This is a genomic window from Streptomyces sp. NPDC029216, assembly GCF_040648015.1.
Taxonomy (GTDB): Bacteria; Actinomycetota; Actinomycetes; order Streptomycetales; family Streptomycetaceae; genus Streptomyces.
The window spans coordinates 21,151-44,750 of the sequence record NZ_JBEZWL010000043.1; the positions used below are offsets into that span (position 1 = coordinate 21,151).

The following is a 23,600-nucleotide window of genomic DNA, read 5'->3' on the forward strand; positions in this document are numbered from 1 at the left end:
GCTGCACCGTCCGACGGGAATCGGCAGGACACGACCGGCCGCCGTTCCCTACTGTCACATCGGAAAGGATGTGGACATGGCACTGGTCAAAAGGGGATCGCGGCTCATCAACGTGGACGGCACCACCTACCGGTGGCGACTCCGCGAACGGCCGACCTACGACCAGGGACTGGTCCGGTCACCCCTCACCTACGCGGTCGAACACGCCCACGCTGCCGGCACCACGCTGGTGGTTACCACCAACCAGCCGCACCCGAGCAACTGGTTCGGAACACAAGGCAGCCCGATCCTGCCTGCCCAGGTGGCTGACAGCATCCGCGCCGCTCTCGCCGACGGCTGGACGCCCGAGAGCCGCGGCTCACCCTTCCACCTCGACCAGTCAGCGGGCTTCGTCTCGTCCCACTGAGGTCGACTTCTTGCTTCTCGCCTTCGCGGTGTCGGTTTTGCGGGGTGTGTGGACGTCGTGGTGTGGGGTGGGCCGGGTGTTCTTTCGGCCGGGAGGGCGTCCCGGGCCGGGGCGGGTGGGTTTCGGTGCCTGGGCCGGGCAGACGGCCGCCGGGCGGATGTGCCGGAAGTCGCGGCGGACACGTGCGGGCGTGAGGCTGTCGGAGGAGGCGGGCCTCTCCCATGGGCGGCGCCGGTCAGCTGCCAGTGGCCGGGCCAGTCGCAGTTGGGTGTAGGCGGCGAGGATCAGCCAGGTCCAGCGGTCCGCCGCCTCGGGCGTGCGGATCTTCGGGCAGGTCCAGCCGAGGGTCTGCTTGAACAGGCGGAAGGTGTGCTCGATGTCGAAGCGACGCAGGTATGCCTGCCAGAGCCGGTCGGCGTCGGCTGTGGTGGCGTCGGTGCCGGACCACCACAGCCAGACCGGCTTCGGGGTGGCTGTGGTGGGCAGATGATCGATGTCCAGGCGGATGACGGTCCCCTCGACGACCGGACGGGTGCCGTCGGCCGCGGCCCAGGATGAACGGTGGGTGAGCCTGGGATGCAGCCGGTCCCACGAGCGTGCTCGGGCGGTGCCGTAGAGGCGGGTGTCGGTGACGGTTTCGGTGTCCGGGGTGCCCCAGGTGTCGGGCTGTCCGAAGACGAACTCGCCGCCGTGCCGGGCCGGCCGGCCCCGGGTGTGAGGCTGCCGCGGCGGGGCCGGCCTGCGCAGGACACGGTCCGACCGCATCCGGGCCAGGACCTGCACCGGCAAATCCTTCAGCAGGAAGGCGAGGCGGGGTGCGTCGTATCCGGCGTCCGCGATGACCAGGATGTCCGGGTCACCGGCCTGCCGTAGGTGTGACACAAGATCCGCTGTGGTGAGGTGTGGGCGTCCGGCCGCAGCCAGCACGTGATATCAACGGCCAGGACCAGCCGCCCGTCGGCCGCCCGCGGCAGCGGCACCGAGGCCAGCGCTCGTCGCATCCGGTCCGCATCGACCAGGCCCTTCGAGACGGCGGCGTAGAGACCTCCGTGACCGCGGCGGTGTTCGCCCACCAGCGACAACTCTGCCAGCGACCTCACCGGCCCGTCCCCGCACAACACCGCATCCGCAAGCTCGAACAGAGCATCCGAACGAGCGGTGAGACAGGTATAGAACTCACCCCGGAAGCGTGACAGTTCCGCCAACGCTTCCCGGCGAGCATCATGATGCAGCAGACTCATCCTCACGGCCTTCGCGCTGGACATGTGTGTTCCTTGGTCGGAGCACATGTTCAGACGAAGGCCGCTTCCACGTACGGCGGATACCGAACCGAGTGATCAAGTACGACGCACCGTTCGACGGCGTACGTTAAAGATCAAGCTAGGGCCCCCGCCCCGCCACGAGCCTCCCGCCGTGTGAGAACACCGCCCGCGCACACGTTGCGCGGGCGCCGACCGGCAAGACGCCCCGAGCCCGCCCCCATCCGGAGAACACCATGTCAACCGTGCCCCCCTCGCGGCCCGTGCCCGGCAGCGAGAGCACACCGCAGATCCCCGAGGTCACCCTCGACGAGTTGCTGCTGCCCCTGCCGCCCGGAGCCGGTGACCGCCCGGCGCTGATCGACGGCGCCACCGGCGAGCGCTGGAGCCACCAGGAGGTCCGGGAACGCGCCCTGGCCTGTGCGCAGGAAGCGCGGCACACCGGCGTGGAGCCCGGGCAGCGGGTGCTGCTCGCCCTGCCCAACGGCCTCGGCTTCGCGGCCGCGCTGCTCGGTCTGCTGGCCACGGGTGCGGTGGTCAGCCCGCTCGACCACCGCACCCCGGCTCCGGAACTCGCCCGCCGAGCCGAGGCGATCGGCGCCCGGACGCTGCTCGGCAGCCCCGCAGGCCGACTCGTCCGCCTCTCCGCAGGCCCCGGCCGGGCCCGCTCCGGCACCACGGGGACACCGGCCGGCCTCGCCCTGCTGCCTTGGTCCTCCGGCACCACCGCCAGCCCCAAACCGGTCGCCGTCACCCACCGCAACGCGGTGGCCGGCCTGGTCCAACTGGCGGCCGCCCAACCGTTGGCACCTGACGACGTACTGCTCGGCGTACTACCGTTCTTCCACCTGTTCGGGATGCAGTACGTCCTCAACCACGCACTGCTGTCCGGCGCGAGTGTGGTGCTGCTCCCGCGGTGGAACGCGCAGGCGGCCCTGGACGCGGCAGCCGAACACGGCATCACCCTGCTCCACGCCGTGCCGCCGATGGTGCACGACCTCGCCGCCGCGGCCGAGCACCCCTCGCTAAGCCGCCCGCACACCCGGCGACCCCACCGCCTCCAGCAGGTGCTCAGCGGTGGTGCCCCCCTGGACCCGGAGACGGCCGCGCGCTGCGAGCGCGCCCTGGGCGTACCCGTGGACGGCGCGTACGGACTCACCGAGGTCAATACCTGTCACTTCACCCGGCGCGGCGCCATCCGCCGCCCCGGATCGAGCGGACATCCCGTACCCGGCACCGAATACCGGCTGGTGGCACCGGACGGCTCCGTCCCAGGCGACTGGCCGGCCGGAACCGGCGAACTCCACCTGCGTGGCCCGCAGGTCGCCGCCGGATACCTCGCCCCGGACGGCCGGCTCGTCACGGTCACCGACGCCGACGGCTGGCTGGCCACCGGCGACCTGGCCCGGGTCGACGCCGACGGCTGCCTGTACGTGGTCGACCGGCTCAAAGACGTCATCAAGTACAACGGGCACCAGATCTCCCCGACCGAGGTCGAAGAGGTGCTGCGCACCCACCCGGCGGTCACCGACGCGGCCCTCGTCCCGGTCCCCGACCAGCGGGCCGGACAACTCCCCCTGGCCTGTATCGTGCCCGCCACCGGCAGCCGCCTCACCCCGGAACTCGGCGCCGAGATCAAGGAGTTCGTCGCGGCTCGGCTCGCCCCCCACAAGAAGCCGCGTCTCCTGCGGGAAGTCCCGCACATCGAACGGACCGCCTCCGGCAAACCGCTGCGCCGGCTGCTCACCCCCACCGCCCCCCGCCCGGGCGCCGCCCGCCCGCTCGACCCCGACCTCACCGGCCGGACCGTGCTCGTCACCGGCGGCTCCCGCGGCCTGGGCCGGGCTCTGGCCGAAGCCTTCCTCGACCACGGCGCCCGGGTCGCCGTCACCGGACGTGACCGGGCCGCTCTGGAGCGGGTGCACGCCGAGCTGACCCCGCACGGCGACCTGCACACCGCGGCAGTGGACAGCACCGACCACGGCGCACTGTGCGACCTCGCCGATCGGCTACTGGCCCGATGGGGCGGGGTGGACGTGCTGGTCGCCAACGCCGGAGCGCCCGGGCCCTGCGGCCCCGCCTGGGAGAACGACCCCGACCACTGGTGGTCCGCTCAGCAGGCCAACGTCCGCGGCACCTTCCTGACCTGCCACGCCTTCGTCCCGCAGCTGATCGAACGCGGGGGCAGGATCATCACCGTGGCCAGCAACGCCGGACTGCACCGGTGGCCGCACATGTCGGCCTACTCGGTCGCCAAGGCCGCAGTGATCAAATTCACCGAGAACCTGGCCGCCGAACTGCGCCCGCATGGCGTGCGCGCCTTCGCCTACCACCCCGGGCTGCTCACCATCGGCATGGCCACCCGCCAACTGGACGGCCGTCCCGAACCCGGATCCTGGGACGAACGGATCCAGGACTGGTACCTGCGCGAACACGCCGCCGGCCGGACCACCCCCACCGCGCTCAGTACGCGCGGCGCCCTGCTGCTCGCCGCAGGCGCGGCCGACCACCTCTCCGGGCAGTACCTCACCCCCGAACACCCCGCCCTCGCACCTGCGGGGTCGGCAGCCAAGTGATCCCACCCCGGCCGACCGCCGACCGCCGAGCGTCCGGGCCGTACGACCATTGACGGTCTCGGGCCAGGACGCCGGCGGTGGGGGCATCAGCTGTGCGAGAAGGAGGGGCGGCCCATCCACCAGTTGCCGGCGGCGTCAGGGTCCGAGCTGGTCCAGAACTCGATCACCGCGTTGGTGAACTCCTCGGGCGACAGCATGCCGTTGCCGTCAGTGTCGAGGCGGGCGAACGCCTCCTCGGCCTCCTCCGCGGTGAACTGCGGGAAATGGCCACGCTGGAACGCGAGGAACTCGGCCGGGCTGATCTGGCCGTCCTGGTTGATGTCGGCGATCGCCAGGTAAGTGCTGGCGAGCCCGCCGAGGACGGTCCGGGCGGTCTCGGGGTTCTCGGCCAGGGCACGGGTCGAGGCGACGAACCGGTCCTTGGGAATCCCCTGGCTGCCGGGCGGGAGGAACGGCAGGTGCACCTCCCGCCAGATGCCGGTGTAGGCGGCGGTGATCCGCTGCGCTTCCGGGGAGCCCTCGGCGTGGCCGAGGGAGAGTGCCACCCGGCGGCCCATCTCCACGTGGTCGTCCTCGGTGAGCGTGCCATTGCCGTCCACGTCGAGGTGGTCGAAACCCCGCTCGATCTTCGCTGTCAGAAAGTCCCGCTCGGTCATCGCTGCTCCTCGTAAGCGTGCGAACACAAAGACAAGGCGCCGGAACGCACCCTGCCACAAGGCCAACGACGGGCCGCCCACAAGGAAACGTCCGCGGACCGGCCGCTGTGGACAGCCACGTCATTCGGCTCTGTCGGGGATGCTGTGATGTCGGAGGGGCACGGGGCGAGGAGTACGTGTTGGCGTAGGAGGTCGAGGTTTGGCTTCTGGGAGCACGTCCCGGAGGGCCGGACTGGCGCGACTTCGGTCGTAAGCGGTCTGTCTCGCTGTCACAAGGGCGGCGACGAGTCCGAACCGCTCACCGAGAAGGACGGCAGCGCGCTGGCCGACGGCTGCTGTCCGCCATGGCCAAGACCGCGGCTGTCCGGGCAGTCACCTCCTGGTCCTTGAGGGCCGCCGGGCCGGTGCGCCCCGCTGTCGGCCAGACAGATGTTCCGCCGCCCTGCCTCCAGCGGTCACACCGGCCGGAGGCGGCGCCCCGCTGGCCGCAAGCGTCCAGGCAACGGTCAGCCGGCCGCCGGTGCACCGCTCTCACCGGCCGCCGCCGGCCGCGGCAGCCGGGGTGCGGGCCAGGCCGGGTTCCACCGCCAGGACGCCCACGCGGCGGCGTCGGCGAACGGGCCGGAGCGCTCGGTGATCATCGCGAGCACTTGGTCGCGAGCGGCGTCGACGGCCTGGTGCTCGGAGTCGGTGACGATGCCGAGCCGCCGCACGTGCGCGTACTCGTCTTCGTCCTTCCACTCCCAGCGACTGAGGCCGGGGTCGACGACCAGGTCTACGGTCAGGTCAAAGGTGTCGAAGCCGTCCGCGGTACGGCGGGTGGGGTGCTCGAAGTTCACGTACCAGTTCCGCAGCCGGCGCCCGTCCCCGTCCGGGACGTAGAAGGCGTTGACGCTGAACCACGCCGTCGGCTGCTTCCACAGCAGCAGCTCGGTCTCCTGCCACACCGCGTCCGTCAGCCCCCACACGCCGGTCGCCATCGCGTCGAACGCCTCCGTGCGCACCGACCGGTCGCCCTCGGCAAGTGCCCTGGCGTACAGGGCCGGCCAGCGGGCCTCAGCCCCTGGCGAGCAGGCAGCCACCAGGGCCTCGCTCGTGTCGGCGACGACACGCAGAGCGTGCTCGCTCCACACCCGGCCCGTACGGTGCACGTCGCGCCGTACGACCGTCTGGCCCTCCTCGAAGCTCTCCACCAGCTCCTCCTTCACCGCGGCCGGGTCTCAGCACGCGGTCCCCAGCCCAGCACCGAGTAGGCGGCCTGGGCAAGCCCCCGTGGGGAGGAGGCTTGCCCGGCTCAGGTCGGCTGAAGGGGGGGCGACGGCATCCACCGGCCCTGACGCCTCCACCAACATCGGCCGGAAGAGCCGCAAGGAAAGCGGTGCCAGTCCGAGCCCCTGTTGATCCCCTACGGCGCCCCGCCTACACCCTCGATGACAGCGATCGGCGTCGCCGACACCGAATCGTCGGAGCCGGCGGCGCGGGTGCCGGCGAGGACCAGGAGGACGGCACCGACGCCGCCGCGGGGTCGGCGCTGCTGCACTTCTCCTCTCCTCGGGACGCGGCCACGATCGCCGCGTTCCTGCGCGCCCGGGTCTACCGACCGGAGTCCCTGGTGTGGCTGGAGGGCTACCAGGCCCTCATCCAGTGGCGGCCGAGAACCAGATCACCGTCCTCTACGCCGTCCCGTACGACACCGAGACGGAGGTCGGCGTCACGAAGGACTTCTCCCTCGGGCGACGGGTGCACCAGCAACGCCCACACGCCACCTCGCGTGGTGAGGGAGCGCCGGCCACAGACCGGAGCGGTGGCGGTCGGCCGGCCTGGTTCGCGGCCCGGAATCGCGAGATTGCCGGCCGGATCATTCCGTTACGGGAAGGCACTCGGCGAGCAGGTCGACGACGTCGTGCCAGGCTCGCTGCGCGTGCCGTGGGTGGTAGCCAACGCCGGGGACCACGGGGTGGTCGACCGGCGGGTGGTGGAAGGCGTGCAAGGCGCCGCCGTAGACCGTGAGGCGCCAGTCGACGCCTGCGGCCTGCATCTCGGCGGTGAACGCGTCCCGTTGCGCGGGCGGCATGATCGGGTCATCCGATCCGACCCCGGCCCACACCGGGCAGCGGATGCGCGCCGCCTCACCCGGCAGGCCCGTGGTGGTTGCGTTGACTGTCCCGATCGCCCGCAGGCTGACGCCGTCGCGCCCGAGTTCCAGCGCGATGGCGCCCCCGGTGCCGTAGCCGATGGCGGCGATCCGGTCGGGGTCGGTCCGCGGTTCGGCGCGCAGCACGTCGAGCGCCGCGTGTCCGATGCCCCGCATCCGGCCGGGGTCGGCGAGCAGCGGCAGGCAACGGGCCAGCATCTCCTCGGGGTCACCCAAATAGCGCCCGCCGTGAAGGTCGAAGGCCAGTGCTACATATCCCAGCTCGGCAAGAGCATCGGCCCGACGGCGCTCGACGTCACTGAGCCCCATGCCCTCTGGCCCGAGCAGCACCGCGGGCCGGCGGTCGACACCGGCCGGGACGGCGAGGTGCCCGATCATCGTCCGGCCGTCGGCCTGGTACTCGACCGTGCGCGTCGTAATCGTCATGAGACTGGACCGTAATGATTGCCGAGCTCGGTCGGGCCGGTGTTCACCGCTGGCAGAACAGCGCGGGTATGCCTCTGAAATGCGGCGACGGCTCACAAGCTCCGTCACAGACCCCGTTCCCGACAACCCGGTTCCCGGCCGCTGAGAGACCGGGACCGGGTTGTTGCGGGCGCGTGCGCTCACCCGGGCGGGTCGGGTGAGCTTCGGCGTGGCGGTTGAGCTGGGCCATGAGCTCGTGGTTGGCAGCGCGGGTGACGGCGAGGTCGTCGTCGCGTTCCTGGAGTTTCAGTTCCAGGTCGATCGCCTGCTGTTCGAGGGTGGTGATCCGTCCCTTGAACTGCTCGGTGTCATCGGGGCCGCCGATGCCCGCCTCGCGCCAGACCTGCTCGCCGAGTGCTTGGCTGAGGCGCTGTTCGAGGCGGCGGACCTGGGTGGCGAGGCGGGGTGGTGTGGGCGTCAGCGGCCGCGAGATCGGCCTTGAGCGATGCGCGGCTGACGGTGGGGCCGTTGCCGCCGGGGGTGGTGGCCGGTTCGGCGGCCTGGGCGTGAATGTGGGCGAGGAGGTCGCGGTGGCGGTAGGGGGTTGGGCGTCGAGCACGCTGGTGACCGCGCCCCAGATGCGCTTCCCGTGGCGGTCGAACTGCATCTGGGTGACGCGCTCGACCGCCTCCCGCAGGCGTACTTCCTTGACGCGGTAGTACGTCCTGGTGGCTGGTCATTGTCGTGGTCCATGAGCTCGGCGAAGACGTCGACGGCAACGCCTGCGTCCGCGTGTGGACGACGGCGTAATTCGGCTCTGTCGGGGATCTTGTGATGCCGCAGGACGTGGAGTGTGGGATCACCCACCCCTGAACTGGCCGGTGGGTCCTTTCATGCCGTGGCGACCTTTTACCTTGGTTCCATGAGCGATACGGACGCGAGAGGTCGGGTCGAGTTGCCGCATGAGGGTGTCCGCGCCGGTGAGCACGGTGCTCGCGCGCGGTGCCTGCCCGAGCCGTGGATGTGCGATGTCTTCTATCTCGACGGCAGCCTGAGGGACATTCGGGTCCTCGACACGACCCGCGGCGAGTGGATCGCTGTCCTCGATCGCCTGCGTGCCGTGGCTGACGAGACTGAGGTGGAGCACCCCTACCCCCAGCTCGATCCCGTGCGTCCCGCCTTCACCGACCTCTTCCGCGTCTGGGCAGACGACCCCGAGGGAGAGGCAACGACTTTCTCTTTCCGGGCCCGCTTCGGCGCCGTGTGGTTCTTCGCCCTGCCCTGCTGCGAGGAGGAGATCGAGTTCTCCTTCTGGCCCGAAGACGTCCTCGACGGGACGGGGGTGGCTGCCGTGCTGCGGTTCCTGGTCGAGGTCGCGACGGCCAGCCAACGACGGGCTCTGCTGACCGGCGAGATCGTCCGGTACGACCCGGAGATGCCGACGCTGATCTCCCACGACCCCGTCACCGGCTTCACTTCCCACCTCTGAAGGAGTGACGTGGACGTGCGCGCGGTGGGGCTCTGTCGGTGATCTTGCGCTGTCGCACGGTCATGGGGCAGGGCGTTCCTCTGTCGTGGGAGTCGTAGTCGACGCACAGCTCGTAGACGCAGCCGAGCCAGGCGGCATGTTTGCCCGGCGGTGTGGACGCTGGAGGATGTCGCCACGCCTGTCAGGTGATACTGGTCGCCGTTCCGAGGGACAGTGACCTCGATGCTCACCTCGTACGCATTGCCGCTGTTGGCGCTGATGCCGCTTTCGTACGTCACCACGGCACTCTCTGTCGCCGCAGCCGATGGGCTGACCCCGTCCAATTCGGGCGGTCGACGAAGCAGGTCTCAAGAGCTCCGGTGGTGAATTTCGAGATTCGGGGTTGCTTCGGATTCACCAGCCACATCCTCGGCGACACGCTCACCACGCTCGCGGACTGGCACGTCGTCATTCGGAAATCAACATCTATTACGCGACGGCCGGCGAAGTGATTGCCCGGCAATCACCGTAGGGAGAGTGGGCGGCCCGCCGGGCGGGGGCCGGGTCGGACGCTGTGCACCCGGCGCAGGCAGGCCCCTTGCCCGGCCCGCTCCCCCGGGTCACGGCCGCCCCTTCGCGTTGCCGCGCGGCCGACGGCGTTGTGGTCAGGATTCCTTGCCGGCCAGCACCCGGTCGGCGAGGTAGTGCGGACAGCTCCTGTCGTGCCAGGTGACCGTCAGGCACCCTCCCCACACCGCGAGCGTCCGCACCGCACCATCAACAGGAACCGCCTCGCAGAAGGAACACACCACCGTCCGCGGCCGCAGAACATCCACCCGGCCCGCTCCCTTCCCCTCTCGCGCACCCGGTCGAGACCACCTCTACCAGATGCCCCCAGGCCACACACCCATACCCGCAAGTACGGCACCCACCGCAGAGGGTGGCCTGGTGCGGTGCTGCGTCGACCACGCCGCGTGTCGAACTCCGCAGCAGGTCGGGGGCGATGCCCGTCGGGCTGAGGGCGCCGCCGGTCCAGGTGAGGGTCGCCCAGCCGGTCGCTGCCAGCGCCCGCCCAGTTGCGCGGCTGCCCTCCCGCGGCGAGCTGTCGCTCAAAGGTCCTGGCGTAGGGATGCCGGGCAGGTACCGCGGCGTCGAAGCTGACGAGCAGCGTCTGCCGACCCCGGCCGCCGGCCGTGCGACCGTGGTCGCTCAAATGGCTGTGCCGGGCACCTTCACAGCAACCCCTGGGCGAGGTTGTCGGCGATGCGCTGGAGCACGGAGACCGCAGTCGCGTACTCCTCCTCCGTGATGTCGCCGATGAGCTCCGCGCGCACCCGGTCCATGTGTTCCTTCGCCGTGGCCAGGCCCTCGTGACCCTGCTCCGTGAGGGTCAGCCGGCCGTCCGTGCCGATGCCGAGCCAGCCCCGGTGTAGGAGGGCGTCGGAGGCGTGGACCATCACCTGGGTGCCCATGCCGTAGGGCACGGCCAAGGCGCGGATATCCTCCCTGGTGAGGCCGTGCTCGGCCCGAACGATGTTGTTGAGGGCCCACCACTGGGGCTGGGTCATGTCGATGCGTGCCAGGGCGGCCTGCGAGTGCCGCAGGATCGCCTCGGTGGCGCCCCAGGCGACCAGGGCGATGGGCCGCCGGCCGAGCGTGGTGGTGCCGTTCTGCGGGGTGCTTGCGGTCGTCATGATCGCCAAGCTAGGACCTCAAGTGCGATTGAGGTCAAGGCTGGTTCAGATCATCATGGCTGCGATGGTGCGGTTGCAGTTCGCCGGGAAGCCGGGGGCGAACCGTGACCGATGCCGCCCTGGCGGCGAGCCCCGGCCGGGGTGGGCAAGCCCGGTGGGGGTGGCTTGCCCAGGTGCCCCTTGGGCTTGCCCCACGCCGGTCAGCGGCCGACCGCTTCGGGGTAGCGAGCGTTACCCCGCCCTCGTAGCTCTCCACGATCTGCCGGGCCCGCTCCACCACGGCCAGCGCTGCTCGGGTGCCGGGGCCGGTTCGCCCCACGCCTTGTGCAGCGCCGCGTGCAGCTCGTCGTTCCCCGCCTGGTCGACCACGGACCGGTACTCACCGGGACCTCGCGTGTGTCCTGAACGGCGGCCATGGTGCCGTTGCGGGGTGCCGATCCACCCGATGGTGGTGACCTTCCAGTCGAGCTGTACGACGGCACCGGGTGTGCTCCTTCAGCACTGGGTGGGTAGGTGTGGCAGCAGCGTCATCAGGTCCTGGCGGACGCATTCGGCCAGGAGCGGGGTCGTTGGCCGTCCACTGGTGGGCTACGCCGATCGCGTCGGCGGCCTTGGTACGGGAGGAGTTCTTGTGGGGGAAGGCGCCGCCGGTCACCCGGGCGGTAAAGGACGCCGGTCCCGGCGGGCGCGGCAGGCACAGCAGCGGGTGGTGCGGGGTGAAGTCGAAGTGCCCGAGGTGGGCGGCGGGCTCTTGGTCGAGGAACCGACGCTGACCACCAGCCAGGTGCGGGGGGCGGTCCGGAGCGTTGCACAGCCACAGGTCGAACGTGCCGGCCTGCGCCGCTCAGCGCGGTGTCTCGGGGCAGACGTACCAGCCGGTGGTCTCCACGACGATCGTGCGCCCCGACCCCCGCCAGGGGCAGGTCCTCCAGGACGGCGAGCGCAGCCCGCACCCGCGGATCCGCCGCCTCACTGACGGCTATCACCAGAGCTTGTCGATCTCCCCCGGATACAGCTCGATGCGGGAATGACGGAACGACGCCTGGGCCTGCCGGCCCTCAGGCGAGAAGAAGTCCGCCATAGTGACCTTGCCGAAACCGTTTTGGTCACTGGGGAACGGAGCCTGCGGTGTTCCTCCGATGAGTACAGCTCCCGGAAGCACACGCCAGCCCGCCCCCTCATAGAACGCCTGCAGCGGGCGATCACACGTGAACAGGCCCAGGTCCAGGCTCTGCGCGATCATCTTCTCCCGCGCAGCTGTCACCAGATGCCGGCCATACCCGCGGCCACGTGCTTCCTTGCTCGTCACCACCGTGCTCAGCCCACCAGCCGAAAAGCGCCGGCCGGCATGGACGATCTCCTTGGACAGGATGTCCAGCGCGGCCAGCACGGTTCCCTCGTCCACGAGCAGCATCGACAACGGCCGCAGCGCAGGATCATGGCAGGGGCCGTCAACAGGAACGTCCGAACCGGACTCGGACGGCCACGCCTGCTCTTGGATCGCTCTCACCTGCACACGCAAGTCGGTGGGAGTGGCTGCTTCTGGGAACGACAAGATCTGCACGCGCCGATTGTGCTCACGCACCATGCAAACGCAAGCGATTTAAGCGATTTACGCGATGCCAGCGGATCACGCTCGTCCGCTAGATCAGCACCGGACCGAGGCCGGATCCCGGAAGGGGCCTCGGGGAGCCTGCGTCTGCCCGGGCCGGGCCGGGCCGGGCCGGGCCGCCCAGGTCAGACGCCTACGGCCGCCGTCGGGCCCGGCGCAGCGCGGCTACGCGCGGCGGTCGAACTGCGGGTGCACGTCGGTGCCGGCTACCAGGTCGGGGAAGGTGCGCACGGCCCGCCAGTCGGCCCGGGGGCGGATCACCTCCAGGAGCGCGACGTCCCGGGCCTCCCAGAGGGGGACCGTGGTCACCCCGCCGTGGTGCTTGTAGTCGACGTCCACCGAGCCGACCGGAGACGGCCACCCGAGCCTGACCGCCTGATCGAAGAGCGGGACGGCCTGCTTAGACGTCATCTCTGTCGTGTCTTGATCAGCCGGGTTTTCCCGCTCAGTTCTGCCTCTCGAATCCCGCCAGCAGTGCGCGGGGGTCGAAGGTCACCCGGATTCGGGTGACCTTCCCGTCGTCCACGTGCATCCAGTTCACCGTCGGGGTAGGCGGCGCAACGTTCGTGCACAGGTCGAACCAGGTGATCACTTCATCACCTTCTGCGACCCGCACCTTCACGTCGATGTTCTCCAGCACCTGACCGAGCCCCTTCAGCCCGGCAAGCGCCTCCTCTACCCCCGACGCCGTTCCCAGCGCTCCGACGAAGTCGACATCCTCGGCCAGCAGCCCCCTCAAGGTGTCGAAGTCGCCCGCCTCCCAGGCGGTGAAGTAGGTCTCGGCAAGCTCTCGCGCACTCTTCGTCGTCGTCATGCCCCCATCCTCCTGTCATCTGAGCAATCCGTCCAACAGATGGATCAGATGACAGCTATCATTACTGGATATGGAGATGCATCAGCTGCGCTACTTCGCTGCGATCATGGAGGAGGGCACCTTCACCGCTGCCGCCCATCGTCTGCACATCAGCCAGTCCGGCATCAGCACGCAAGTGGCCAAGCTGGAATCGGAACTGGGCCAGCAACTGATCGACCGCTCCGGCCGTCACATCCGCCTCACCCCGGTCGGTGAAGCCGTTCTCCCCCTCGCGAAGAACGCCCTTGCCACATTTGAAGCCATCAAGCACACCGCCGCCGAGTTCGCCGATGCCGTTCGCGGCCGGGTCCGTCTCGGCATGATCATGGGCTGCTCGATCCCGGCCTTCCTCGACACCGTCGCGGACCTCGGCCGCACCCACCCCGGCATCGAGGTCAGCCTCCACGAGGGCCACTCCGACGACCTCCAGGCCCAGGTCCTTGCCGGCTCTCTCGACCTCGCCCTGATCGGCTACGCGGGCAGCGTCACTCCCGGGTTGGAGGCGAGCATCGTCATCGACGAACCGATCACCGCAGCCATCCCTGCCGGACACCCCCTCGACCGGCCGGACCTGCACCTCGGCGACCTACAGGGCGAGAAGATTCTCTGCCTCTCCCCTGGCACCGGTATCCGCGCCGCCTACGAGGACTCCTGCCACAGAATCGGCCTCCATCCACGCGTGGACATCGACGCCAGTTCTCCCGTCGCCCTGCTCCGCCTCGCTGAGCGCGGTGCCGGCATCGCCGTCCTCAGCGCCTCCTCCACACAAGGCACCGGCCTACAGACCGTCCCGCTCGTCAACGCGGCCACGCAAGCCCGGCTCGGGCTCATCACCCGCCGAGGTCAGCAGTCCCCAGCCGCACAGCTCCTGCGAAACAGCCTCCTCGCCGCTCTGCAAGCCGGCTAACTTCCTCCAGGGTCCGCAGCACCGTATGGGATCCCTCACCACCGGCGAAGATGGCGGCAGCGTTGCTGCCTGGGTTCGACCGGGCCTCCCCCGCCGGGATGACGGTGATCGATCCGCTCCACGGCTGAATCCACGGCGGACGCGGCCGAGACGGCGGGCGTGGCGTCGGGCGTGGCGTCGGGATTTGTGCGGGTTGTCGGGTGAGGATGGCGTAGTGCGACTTGATCACGTGTCCTATGCGGTGGCCCGCGACAGCTTCGCCTCGACCGTCCAGTGGATCGGATCGGCCCTCGGCGCCGGGTTCGTCGACGGGGGCGTGCACCCGCGATTCGGCACCCGCAACTTCATTCTCCCGCTGAGCGGCGGCACCTACGTCGAGGTCGTCACCACACTCGACCACCCCGCCGCCGACCGCGCACCCTTCGGCCAGGCGGTCGCGCGCCGCGCCGCCGAGGGCGGCGGCTGGCTCGGCTGGGTGGTCTCCGTCGACGACATCGCCCCGGTCGAGGCCCGCCTCGGCCGCACCTCGGCCGAGGGCCACCGTGTCCGCCCCGACGGGTTCGACCTGAGGTGGAAGCAGATCGGCCTGCTGGAACTGCTGGATGACCCGCAACTGCCGTACTTCCTCCAGTGGTTGGTCCCCATCGAGGAGCGCCCGAGCGCCGACCCGCGTACCTCCACCACCATCCACGGGGTCTCCATCGCCGGCGACGCCGCCTCCATCGCCGAATTCCTCGGCGAACCGGCCGACCACCCCCTCGAACAGATCGACGTCACCTGGGTCGAGGACGAGGAACCGGGCCTGGTCTCGGTCGAGTTCGCCACCGCCCACGGCCCGGTCACGATCTGACCCCAGCCGACTGCCCTGCGGCTCCGTGAAATCCGTTGTCCGCCGGGGTCAGGAGGCCGCCGGGCCGGAAACGCCCCGGCTACCGCCCGAAGCAGCCGCGCCCGTCGGCGCCCGCCTGACAGCCGGCCAGAGCGGCGGACGGGGCGACGGTCACTCAGGGGCGCCGAGCGGAGGGTGATCGAGCACGCGGGGCCTGTACTCGACCAGCTGGATGCGGCCGTCGAAGGTGCGGTGGTCGATCATCTCGAGGGCAACGTCGGGATAGCCGTCGTAGATGCGTTCTTCGCCCGTGGCCCCGGTGATCACCGGGAACATCACGACCCGGAAGCGGTCGACGAGTCCGGCTCGTAGAAGGGACCGGCACAGGCTGAGGCTGCCGATCGTGCTGAGGAGCCCCGAGCCACTCGACTTCATGGCGCGGACTGCCTCGACGGCGTCGTCGCGGACGAGCGTGGAGTTGGCCCACGTCAGTGGCTCCTCGAGCGAGGAGGAGAACACCACCTTGGGCGCTCGCGTGAGCTCGTTGACGGACGCCTCTTCTTCGGGCCTGAACTCGTCTTGGCCACTCGGGACCTCGCCTGCGGCGAAGCCCGACATCAGGCGGTAGGTGTTCGCTCCCATCAGGTAGGTGGCCTCGGGCTGCTCGCCGAGCCACGCGAGGTACTCCGGGCCCTCAAGGCCCCAGAAACCGGGCCATCCCTCTCCTGATGCATAGCCGTCGAGGGAGGTGATGAAGTCGACGAGAAGCTCCGACATGGCGGTGTCCTTTCCTGGGGTGTCACGAGCTTGGACCGAACGGAAGCCACAAACTCATCGGCCGCGCTGGGGAGAATCGAAGAAACGGCCAGGGCCGACCGTCACGCTCAGCCTGGCCAAGTACGACGCCCAGGGCAGGGCCACCTACGATGCTCAACGGTGCGCGCTGGGGGCTGGTGGGCGTCCGGGGCTGCCCAGTGCGTCATCCGGACGTAGAACGCGTCCCGCGGCCGACGTTCGTCCCAGCAGTCGGGGCGCTGTTGCCGGTCAGCAGAGGCGGCGTCGGGGGACGCCGGGGAGGTAGGTCGACCACTCGCCGTCCGTCAGGTCGCGTCCGGCGCGTCGGCAGACGCGTTCGGCCAGCCGGGCCGGGGACAGGTCCACGGACCGGGCGCGGGTGCCGGCGACGGCCCACAGGTCGTCGCCGTCGAAGGCCAGCGCTTCGACGCCCCGGCCGGGCAGCAGGAGGGGGTCTCCCAGGGCGTAGTGCCGGTCGGTGTCCCAGAGTTGGATGCTGTCGCCGTTGACCACTGCGGCCAGGAGCCGGCCGTCCTGGGAGAAGGTGAACTCGTCGAGGTCCTGGCCGCCCCTCCCGCCGCCGCGCGAGACGCTGCTCGACATCGTGGTGATCCGCTGCGTGACCTGCCCGTTCCACAGTTCGACCAGCCCGGTCTCCCTGAAGGCGGCCACGAGGCGTCCGTCCGGGGAGAAGGCCACGCTCCGGACGCCGCCGCTGAACGTGGCTTGCTTTCTCTCGGTGCCGGTCTTGAGGTCCAGTAGCGTGCCGTCGGTGCTCAGGAAGCGTCGGCCGTCCGGGCTGAAGGCGCCGTTGGCCTGAGTCCCGGAGACGGAGTGGACTTCCTTGCGCGTGCGGACGTCGAGGATCTTCAGAGTGTCGCCCGCTCCGGTGGGAACGCCCCCTTCCTTTTGGAGGGCGGCGATGTGGGCCCCATCAGGAGCCAGGTCCAGCCACGCCGGTCCGGTGCCCTCTGCGGACGCCCAGTGCAGCACGTCCCGTCCGGTGCCGACCTCCCGCAGGGTGATGCCGTATCGGTCGTCCGGCCCGCCCTGGGTGAAGGCGATCAGCCGGCCGTCGTCGCTGATGTCACCGAGTGCGGTGCTGGGCAGGTCCTGGGCGACCCACAGGTTCTGGCGGAACGCGGGCACCGCGTCCTTGCCCGTGCGCGTGTCGATCACCCTGCCCTGGAAGCGGTCGGAGCGGCCGCTGAGATCCGGGGAGAACCGCTCGGTGACCAGAGCCGTGCGCCCCTGTCCCGAGACCGCCCGGGCCGCCACGTAGGTCCGCACGGGGGTTCCCCCGGTCAGTGCCCCGGACACGTCGAGATGGTGGACGGTGTCGCCGGTCCACTGCAGGAGGCTCTCGGTCTCCTCGTCCAGGGCCAGGTCCCACACGGGGATGCGCGCGCTGGAGAGGTTGTTGAGGCCGGCCGCGGGAACCCGTACGACGGGCAGGCTTCCCCCGTCCGCGCTCCAGACCTCGATCCCGTTGGTGGTGTTCGTGGACACGAGGTAGTTCCCCCGGGAGCTGAACCTCGGTTCGGAGCCGAGCCCGGCGGCCTCCCCTACGACGCGCCCGGCCGCCAGGTCGTACACGACGACGTCGCAGGAGTTTCCGGAGCCGGTCGCGCTGATCGCGCCGACCCGGCCGCCGTCCGGACTGAACAGGAACTTCCTGTAACAGGTCGGCTCCTGTGAGCCGGAGGGCCGGGGGATCAGGACGCCCGGCCCTCCGGCCACGGGCCGGACGGTGACCCCGGCCGTCGAGCAGGAGACGATGTGGCGACCGTCGGGCGCGACGGACGCCCCCTCCGGGACGCTGGTGATCGTGCCGCCCGTCGGCGCGACGAGCTCCGTGCCGCCTGCGGGCAGGCCGAGGACCAGCTCGCCCTTGTTGGTCACTCCGGCAACATGGCGTCCGTTGAGCGTCAGCGGCGGGGCCAGCGGGTTGCCGTCGCCGGCCGAGACGACCTGTACCGTCCTCTCGTCCTGAGCCGGGACCACGACGACGGAGCCGTCCTCGCTCAAGTGTGACGACACCAGTAGGCCCACCTTGGTGCCGGGGGGCAGGAGGGTACGCGCACGGGCCCGGTCCGCGCCGGTCAGGCGGACCGCGCTCAGGCCCGCGTGAGACAGGAGGAACGCGTGCCGTCCCGTGCCCGACAGCATGCGCTCGGTGCTCTCGCCGTAGGTGAACGCGGGTGTGGGCGTGGCCTGGATCTCGCGCTGGGAGGCGGCGGCGATGAGGGCCGCCCGGGATTCGGGTACCTCCGCCACCCGCCAGGACGCCAGTCCCAGCAGCATCGCCGCGACCGGATCGGTACCGCGGAGCGTCTCGGCGGACTGGGCGGTCGTCCGTGCCGTGGCCTCGGCCTGTCTGCGGTCGATCTCGCGGGACTGAAGCCATGCCGCCCCGCCGGCCAGCAGCGCCAGCACGGTGACGACGGACAGCCCCGCCCTGACCCGCCGACGGCGGCGCACGGCACGTCGGGCCGCGGCCGATGCCGCGCCCGCGCAGGCGGATTCCAAGGGGTTCGGACGCAGGTGGAGCGGCGCCGTCGGCAACCACGCCGCGCACCTGGCCCATTCGCTGCCGTGCGGCAGGTCCTCGCTCCGGCGGCCGTTCCTCTCCCAGGCCAGTGCCGTGGTGGTGAGCCAGAGGCGGACGGCCGTACCGGCGCGGTCCGTCTCGATCCAGCCGCGCAGGCGGGGCCACGCCGGGATGAGCGCGGGCGCCGGGCGGACCCCGCCGTCGGGCAGCACGAGCAGTACCCCGCCCTCGGTGAGGGAGGCGACGGCCCCGGCCATGGCGTGCTGCTCCGTGTCGGGCCGGCCCGCGAGGAGTTCGGCGCGGGACGCCGAGCGCACCGTGTCCTCGGACCCGTCCGTTGACGGGCCGGGCACGACCAGGCGGAGCATGAGTTCGTGGGCGAGGGGCCGGGCCCGTTCGGGCAGGGCCGCCCAGGCCTCCTCGGCCCGCTCACCCAGGGTGGGGACCCGGTCTCCGGCGTCCGGTGCCGCGGGGCCGGCGCGTCGGGCGCCGACCTGCATCAGGGCGATCCGGGGGTCGGCGGCGGGGCTTTCGGCCGTCCCCGCCCCCGGCCGGGAGCCGGGCGCGGGCGCGTCGGCCGGGTCGCCCAGCAGGGACAGCAGGATCTCGGTGGCGGCCGGGCGGTGGTCGGGATCCTGCGACAGGGCGCGGCTCACCATGGCGCGCAAGGAGGGCGGCACGGTGGAGAGGTCGGGGCGATGACGGACGGTCCGGTAGGCGGTCTCGACCACGTTCTCGCCGCGGAACGGCTCCTCGCCCGAAGCCGCGTAGAGGACGGTGGCACCCCAGGCGAAGACGTCGGCAGCGGGTCCGGCCCGTTTCCCCGACAGCACCTCGGGGGCCATGTAGCCGAGCGTTCCCATGATCACGCCACTGGCGGTCTGCGACATGTCGAGGGACCGGGCGATGCCGAAGTCGATGATGCGGGGGCCGTCCGGGCCGAGCAGCACGTTCCCGGGCTTGAGGTCCCGGTGCACCACCCCTGCCCGATGGATCGCTGCCAGGCCGGTGGCGATGCCGATCGCCAGCCGGACCACCTCGTCCGCCGCCAATCGCCCGCCGTCGCGGACGCGGACGCCCAGCGAGGGGCCCGGCACGTATTCCCCGACGAGGTACGGCTCGTCGATACCGGACGACACCTCCAGCACCCGCGCGGTGCAGAAGCCTGCCACGCGCTGCGCGGCCTCCGCCTCCCGGTGGAACAGCCGGCGGACGGACTCGTCGGCGGAACGACGCAGTACCTTCACCGCCACCCGGTTCCCCGCCCGGTCGTACGCCTCGTACACGACCCCCTGGGCCCCCTCGCCGAGCCGTGAAGCCGGCCAGTACGCGCCGATCCTCTCCGGGTCCTCCGGTAACAAGGGACTTCCCACCGCTCCACCCCCCTTGGTCCGCCCCACGGGGGGCGGTGCGTCGCGCCATGCTCGGTGACCGGAGCCGGAAGGTCAACGGGGCCGCATGCGGGCCGGCTCCAGGACACCGAGCCGCATTGCCACCGCCTGGCGCCCGGGCGGGCGGCAATCCGTACGCACGGTCAGTCGGCCGCCGTCGGCGGCGGGGTCCAGCCGGCGGTGACGGTCAGGTGGGCCTGGTTGTTGCCGTTGACGATGCCCAGTTGGAGGTCCTGGGTGAGCTGGATGCCGAAGGTGACGGTGATCTCGGTGGGCGGCACCGGTACAGAGGTCATCGAGGAGTGGACCTCGCGGACGAGGGCGCCGAGGGGCTTCAGGGTGGAGCGCAGCGCGTCGGTGGCGAAGGCGGCGACCGCGTCGGCCCGTCTGCCCGTCTGCCCACGGGGACGACGGGGCCGAGGCCCTCACCCCCGGGGGCGCCTGAGAGCAGGAAGCGGACCGGTCCCTGTGCGCCGCCGCGCGACTACACCCCTGCCGCACGGCGGTCCCGTGAGCCGGGTCGTGGACGGTGAGGGTCTTGGCGTGCCAGGTCAGGAGGGTGCCGTCCGGACCGAAGCCGACCGGGTCCGTCAGGACCGGCACCGTGACCGGGTTCGGCAGTTGTTTTCCGGCGTCGACGTCCCAGACGGGGACCTGCCCGTCGCCCTGCTTCACGGCCGGCCGGATCCCGTCGGCGCTGAAGACCAGCGGGTCGCCGTGCCAGTGCTGCTGCAGGCTCGGGAGCTGACTTCCAGGCCGTGCAGGGGGGCGGCGAAGCGCTTCTGGGTGCGCAGGTCCCACAGGCCGATCTCGCCGTTCGTGGCGTCCGCCCGGCTCACGACGACCGCCTGGCCGGGGTGTCCGGGTCTGGGCACGATCCGGCCTTCGCCGAACGCGTCGCGCTCGCGCTCGACGTCATCGGGGTCCTCCTGGGCGGAGAAGGCGGGGGTGAGGACCGCTCCGGTCGCCGCGTCCAGACGGGCCACCGTGCCGTCCGACCCGAGGAGCGCGATCTCCGATCCCTGAAGGCCGACGAGGCTGTCGATGAGGACGTCCTTCTTGAGGAGTCGTGGCAGATCCACGCTCCGGCCGAGGTCTGCCTTTCTCTCAGGCTTGGGGGCCGGGCGACCCCGAGCCGTGGAGGCGATCACCGGTTGATGCCAGCTTGGCTACCTGCAACGTCTCTATCGGCCGTTAAAGGCGTCCCGAAGTCGCTTGAACAGAGTGAGGGGTGGTGGCGCGTCTGCATCGTCGGCGACAGTGCCATTGTCCGGGGTGTGCTGTGCGTCCCCGTTGGCGGTGGGTAACGGGCGGGGCTGTACATGCAGGAGGCGCTCTGCGACGGCTGCGATGTCCGCGAGGACGGGGGCGGAGAGCCAGGGGCTGTCCGTCGGCTGCGCGGTGTGGATCTGGGCGAGGACGGCGTCCAGTGGCGGTCTGGCATAGGGGTTCTTGGCCAGCAATGTGCCGAGCAGGTGGGTCCTGCCGGGGTCGAGACTTTGTAGGTCGGGCTGCTCGTGGACGGCGCGGTACTGAACACTCTGGACGGATCCGGCTCCGAACGGGTGTCGGCCGGTGGCGGCATAGGCGAGCACAGCTCCGTAGGCAAAGAGGTCAGCACGTTCGTCGGCTCGGCCGCCGGTGAGGTACTCGGGGGCCATGTAGCCGGGTGTGCCGATCGCCTGACCGGTGCCCGTCAGCACGCTGTCGTCGTGTGCGCGGGCGATGCCGAAGTCGATCAGCCGCGGGCCTGTCCGCGCGAGCAGTACGTTCGCGGGTTTGAGGTCTCTGTGAACCATTGCCGCTGAGTGGACGGCCTGGAGTGCGCGGCCGAGGCCGCGGGCGAGCTCGTCCCAGGTGGTCATACCCAGCGGGCCGTGCTTCTGGATTACTTCGCCCAGGGTGGGGGCAGCAACGAACTCGGTGGCGAGCCAGGGCTGTTCCGCCTCGGTGTCCGCGGCCTCGATCGCCACCAGGCCCGGCCCCGACAGCCGCTGTGCGGAGCGTACCTCGCGGGTGAAACGGCGCCGGAAGTCAGGATCACGTGCGTACTCGGGGCGGATCACCTTGACGGCGACCGTGTGTCCATCCGTCGCGCGTGCCACGTACACCGAGCCCATGCCGCCGCTCCCGAGCCGCTGCAGCAGCCGGAAACCGCCGATCTCGTAAGGGTCGTCTGGACCCAAGTCCTCCACCATGCCCCCTGCCGTCGGTTTTGATCGAAGGATGCCACTCGGACGGCCTCTGGCGGGAGGGCACATCCGGCATGGTCGGGGTCATGGTTGACGGCAAGGTACCTGCTTAAGATCCCCGGCAGCGTTGGGCACTCTCGTACTGCAGGGCGCTGTCGCCGGCGCTCTGGGCGGAGACGGGCGTGCCGATGGCCGCGTTCGTGGTGCAGTCGGTCTGCTGCACCGAAGGCCGACCGGGTGCGAGGACGTCGAGGCCGTGTTCGCCGTGCAGGGTGAACGTGAGCGGGACGGAGCGTCCGGCGTTGATCCGGTTGGCGGCGGGCGGGTTGTCGACGGGGGCTCGGAAGCCGTCGAAGGCGTAGAGGTAGCGGTAGTGGGCGGCCGCGCTGGTGCCGGCCGGGGTGGTGACGGTGACGTCGACGGTGCCGGCGGCGCCGGCGGGCGGGGCGGTGGCGGTGACGGTGGAGTCGTCGACGACGGTGACACCGGATGCCTGGGCGCCGTCGAAGGTGACGGCGGTGGTGCTGGTCAGGTGGCTGCCCGTCAGGGTGACCGGGGTGGTGCCGGTGGTCGGGCCGTGGTCGGACGAGAGCGAGGTGACGGAGGGCCGGGCGGGCGCGAATGCCATGGCGGAGGCGTAGATCGTCCCCCTGGCGGTGTGCGGACGACGGAGTTGGTGCGGGTGTCGACGACGGCCATCTCGCCCCCGCCGGTGCTGATGTAGAGGTGGGTGCCGTCGGGGTCGGCCAGCATCCGGTTCGGGAGATGGATTCCGCCTCTCGAAGGCTCTGACCGGGTGCGTTTCCGGTCGAACGCATGCTATTCACGGGTTGCCTGACGGTTGATCACATGATCAACCTTGGCAGAATGTGGCCGCATTGGATCGGATTCCGGTGGTGGCGCGGGTGTGCGGCTCGGGAGGCGCCCCGGGCCGCCCTTCGCCGGAGGGCCGGGGTGGTGTCAGTTCTCCACGCCGAAGTCGGGTGGGTGGCACGGGTCCAGGGTCGGCTACATGAGCGTGCCGACCTGCGGCGCTCCCGGTCTGCTGCGTCGTAGTGGCTGGAGCTACCTGTCCTCGCCGACGCGATGGACGCCACCGTCGCAGCCGGCCGTGGCTCCCTGCGGGTTTCGCCAGGGGTGCGCGGATCGTCGAGGGGATCGGCCGGTACCGGTGCGGGCGGGGATGCGAGCGGCGTAGCGTGGTGCGGTATGAGTGAGGTCGTGGACGCCAGGGGTCCGAAGGTTCCGCCGAGTTTTCCTCCGAAGTCTCCGCCGCCGCAGAAGAAGCCCGTGGAACCTCCCCGGCCGCAGCCCGTCACGAAGCCGACGTCGGCGACGGGGGTGCCGCCGCGGATGGTGGTGACCGGTCGGCGGGCGAGGGTGCTGACGTTCCGGGCGGATCAGTGGGCGCCCCGCAAGGCCGCCGGGCAGGCGGCGCTCGCGGTCGGCGAGTGGCAGTACCCGCTGCTGGATGAACACGACTTCCTCAAGGCCGTTCACGGCCTGGTCCAGGCCGCGGTCGCGGTCGGCGGGAAACGTGTCAGCGTCCACCTCGCCGACCAGAACGCCAAGATTCTCGTCATGGCCCTGAGCCACCAGGCCGGCGGCGAGAACGCGGCCCGGGTGCCACACGAGGTGGCGCTGCTGCGCACCGTTGACGCCTGTGGCACCCACGCCGACCATGACGGGCACGCCTGGTGGGCCCTGCTCGACGCCGAACCCCGGCCAAAAGCGCGTCTGGTGCAGTAGCGTGCCCGGGGGCGCCGAATCTGAGGCACGCGGGAGACCGTCGTCCTCGGTGTCCGGGTGGTGCCGGGTCGGCGGTGAGGGGCGGATCACCAGACCAGTGCC

General features: G+C 70.9%; 21 protein-coding genes and 2 pseudogenes. 8 read left to right on the forward strand and 15 right to left on the reverse strand.

Annotated features, from left to right (window positions below):
- Positions 1-76 precede the first annotated feature (76 nt).
- Positions 77-406, forward strand: coding sequence for a hypothetical protein (locus AB0F18_RS17800; protein WP_362061204.1), 330 nt, complete (start codon positions 77-79; stop codon positions 404-406).
- On the opposite strand, the pseudogene AB0F18_RS17805 reads toward AB0F18_RS17800, so the two are convergent.
- Positions 380-1,647: pseudogene (locus tag AB0F18_RS17805) on the reverse strand (transposase). The gene AB0F18_RS17800 and the pseudogene AB0F18_RS17805 sit on opposite strands and share 27 nt — an antisense overlap.
- Positions 1,648-1,901: 254 nt before the next feature.
- Here AB0F18_RS17805 and AB0F18_RS17810 point away from each other — a divergent pair.
- Positions 1,902-4,241, forward strand: a complete 2,340-nt coding sequence (locus AB0F18_RS17810) for an SDR family NAD(P)-dependent oxidoreductase (protein WP_362061207.1) — start codon at positions 1,902-1,904, stop codon at positions 4,239-4,241.
- An 86-nt stretch (positions 4,242-4,327) separates the two neighbouring features.
- Here the strand turns inward: AB0F18_RS17810 and AB0F18_RS17815 are convergent, their stop codons facing one another.
- Both AB0F18_RS17815 and AB0F18_RS17820 read right to left on the reverse strand, forming a co-directional pair.
- The gene (locus AB0F18_RS17815) at positions 4,328-4,897 is read right to left on the reverse strand and encodes an EF-hand domain-containing protein (protein ID WP_362061210.1); all 570 of its coding nucleotides are present in this window, start codon (positions 4,895-4,897) and stop codon (positions 4,328-4,330) included.
- Positions 4,898-5,403: 506 nt separating this feature from the next.
- The gene (locus tag AB0F18_RS17820) at positions 5,404-6,090 is read right to left on the reverse strand and encodes a DUF402 domain-containing protein (RefSeq protein WP_362061213.1); all 687 of its coding nucleotides are present in this window, start codon (positions 6,088-6,090) and stop codon (positions 5,404-5,406) included.
- A 263-nt stretch (positions 6,091-6,353) separates the two neighbouring features.
- On the opposite strand from AB0F18_RS17820, the pseudogene AB0F18_RS17825 reads away from it, so the two are divergent.
- Positions 6,354-6,652, forward strand: a pseudogene (locus AB0F18_RS17825) (helicase associated domain-containing protein); the annotation flags it as partial.
- 103 nt (positions 6,653-6,755) lie between these two features.
- Here the strand turns inward: AB0F18_RS17825 and AB0F18_RS17830 are convergent.
- Entirely contained in the window at positions 6,756-7,478 is a 723-nt protein-coding gene (locus AB0F18_RS17830; protein ID WP_362061216.1) for a dienelactone hydrolase family protein, read from the reverse strand.
- A gap of 196 nt (positions 7,479-7,674) precedes the next feature.
- On the opposite strand from AB0F18_RS17830, the gene AB0F18_RS17835 reads away from it, so the two are divergent.
- Both AB0F18_RS17835 and AB0F18_RS17840 read left to right on the forward strand, forming a co-directional pair.
- Complete coding sequence (locus AB0F18_RS17835) at positions 7,675-7,959, forward strand: hypothetical protein (RefSeq protein ID WP_362061219.1); 285 nt, start codon at positions 7,675-7,677, stop codon at positions 7,957-7,959.
- Between the two features lie 420 nt (positions 7,960-8,379).
- Positions 8,380-8,946, forward strand: a complete 567-nt coding sequence (locus tag AB0F18_RS17840) for a hypothetical protein (RefSeq protein WP_362061222.1) — start codon at positions 8,380-8,382, stop codon at positions 8,944-8,946.
- Between the two features lie 644 nt (positions 8,947-9,590).
- On the opposite strand, the gene AB0F18_RS17845 is transcribed toward AB0F18_RS17840, so the two are convergent.
- From AB0F18_RS17845 to AB0F18_RS17865, 5 genes are all read right to left on the reverse strand, one after another.
- Positions 9,591-9,761, reverse strand: coding sequence for a hypothetical protein (locus AB0F18_RS17845; protein WP_362061225.1), 171 nt, complete (start codon positions 9,759-9,761; stop codon positions 9,591-9,593).
- A 396-nt stretch (positions 9,762-10,157) separates the two neighbouring features.
- The gene (locus tag AB0F18_RS17850) at positions 10,158-10,619 is read right to left on the reverse strand and encodes a MarR family transcriptional regulator (RefSeq protein ID WP_362061228.1); all 462 of its coding nucleotides are present in this window, start codon (positions 10,617-10,619) and stop codon (positions 10,158-10,160) included.
- 982 nt (positions 10,620-11,601) lie between these two features.
- On the reverse strand, positions 11,602-12,183 hold the full coding sequence (locus AB0F18_RS17855) for a GNAT family N-acetyltransferase (RefSeq protein ID WP_362061230.1): 582 nt from the start codon (positions 12,181-12,183) through the stop codon (positions 11,602-11,604).
- A gap of 213 nt (positions 12,184-12,396) precedes the next feature.
- The gene (locus AB0F18_RS17860; RefSeq protein WP_362061233.1) at positions 12,397-12,642 is read right to left on the reverse strand and encodes a hypothetical protein; all 246 of its coding nucleotides are present in this window, start codon (positions 12,640-12,642) and stop codon (positions 12,397-12,399) included.
- Positions 12,643-12,676: 34 nt separating this feature from the next.
- On the reverse strand, positions 12,677-13,045 hold the full coding sequence (locus tag AB0F18_RS17865) for a nuclear transport factor 2 family protein (protein ID WP_362061236.1): 369 nt from the start codon (positions 13,043-13,045) through the stop codon (positions 12,677-12,679).
- Between the two features lie 76 nt (positions 13,046-13,121).
- Between AB0F18_RS17865 and AB0F18_RS17870 the strand changes: the two genes are divergently transcribed.
- Positions 13,122-13,991, forward strand: a complete 870-nt coding sequence (locus AB0F18_RS17870) for a LysR family transcriptional regulator (RefSeq protein WP_362061239.1) — start codon at positions 13,122-13,124, stop codon at positions 13,989-13,991.
- Between the two features lie 214 nt (positions 13,992-14,205).
- Entirely contained in the window at positions 14,206-14,841 is a 636-nt protein-coding gene (locus tag AB0F18_RS17875; RefSeq protein ID WP_362061242.1) for a VOC family protein, read from the forward strand.
- 150 nt (positions 14,842-14,991) lie between these two features.
- Here the strand turns inward: AB0F18_RS17875 and AB0F18_RS17880 are convergent, their stop codons facing one another.
- From AB0F18_RS17880 to AB0F18_RS17905, 6 genes are all read right to left on the reverse strand, one after another.
- Entirely contained in the window at positions 14,992-15,597 is a 606-nt protein-coding gene (locus AB0F18_RS17880) for a dihydrofolate reductase family protein (RefSeq protein WP_362061245.1), read from the reverse strand.
- Positions 15,598-15,864: 267 nt separating this feature from the next.
- The gene (locus AB0F18_RS17885) at positions 15,865-19,539 is read right to left on the reverse strand and encodes a protein kinase (RefSeq protein ID WP_362061248.1); all 3,675 of its coding nucleotides are present in this window, start codon (positions 19,537-19,539) and stop codon (positions 15,865-15,867) included.
- Between the two features lie 161 nt (positions 19,540-19,700).
- Positions 19,701-19,907, reverse strand: a complete 207-nt coding sequence (locus AB0F18_RS17890) for a CU044_2847 family protein (protein WP_362061287.1) — start codon at positions 19,905-19,907, stop codon at positions 19,701-19,703.
- Positions 19,908-20,228: 321 nt separating this feature from the next.
- Positions 20,229-20,639 carry a hypothetical protein gene (locus AB0F18_RS17895; protein ID WP_362061251.1) on the reverse strand — a complete coding sequence of 137 codons (411 nt, stop codon included), beginning with the start codon at positions 20,637-20,639 and terminating at the stop codon, positions 20,229-20,231.
- Between the two features lie 102 nt (positions 20,640-20,741).
- A complete protein-coding gene (locus AB0F18_RS17900) occupies positions 20,742-21,755 on the reverse strand; it encodes a serine/threonine-protein kinase (protein ID WP_362061254.1) in 1,014 nt (337 codons plus the stop codon).
- A 103-nt stretch (positions 21,756-21,858) separates the two neighbouring features.
- Positions 21,859-22,377 carry a PxKF domain-containing protein gene (locus tag AB0F18_RS17905; protein ID WP_362061257.1) on the reverse strand — a complete coding sequence of 173 codons (519 nt, stop codon included), beginning with the start codon at positions 22,375-22,377 and terminating at the stop codon, positions 21,859-21,861.
- A gap of 581 nt (positions 22,378-22,958) precedes the next feature.
- Here AB0F18_RS17905 and AB0F18_RS17910 point away from each other — a divergent pair.
- Positions 22,959-23,498 (forward strand): hypothetical protein, encoded by a 540-nt coding sequence (locus AB0F18_RS17910; protein ID WP_362061260.1) that lies wholly within the window; start codon positions 22,959-22,961, stop codon positions 23,496-23,498.
- The last annotated feature ends 102 nt before the right edge of the window (positions 23,499-23,600 follow it).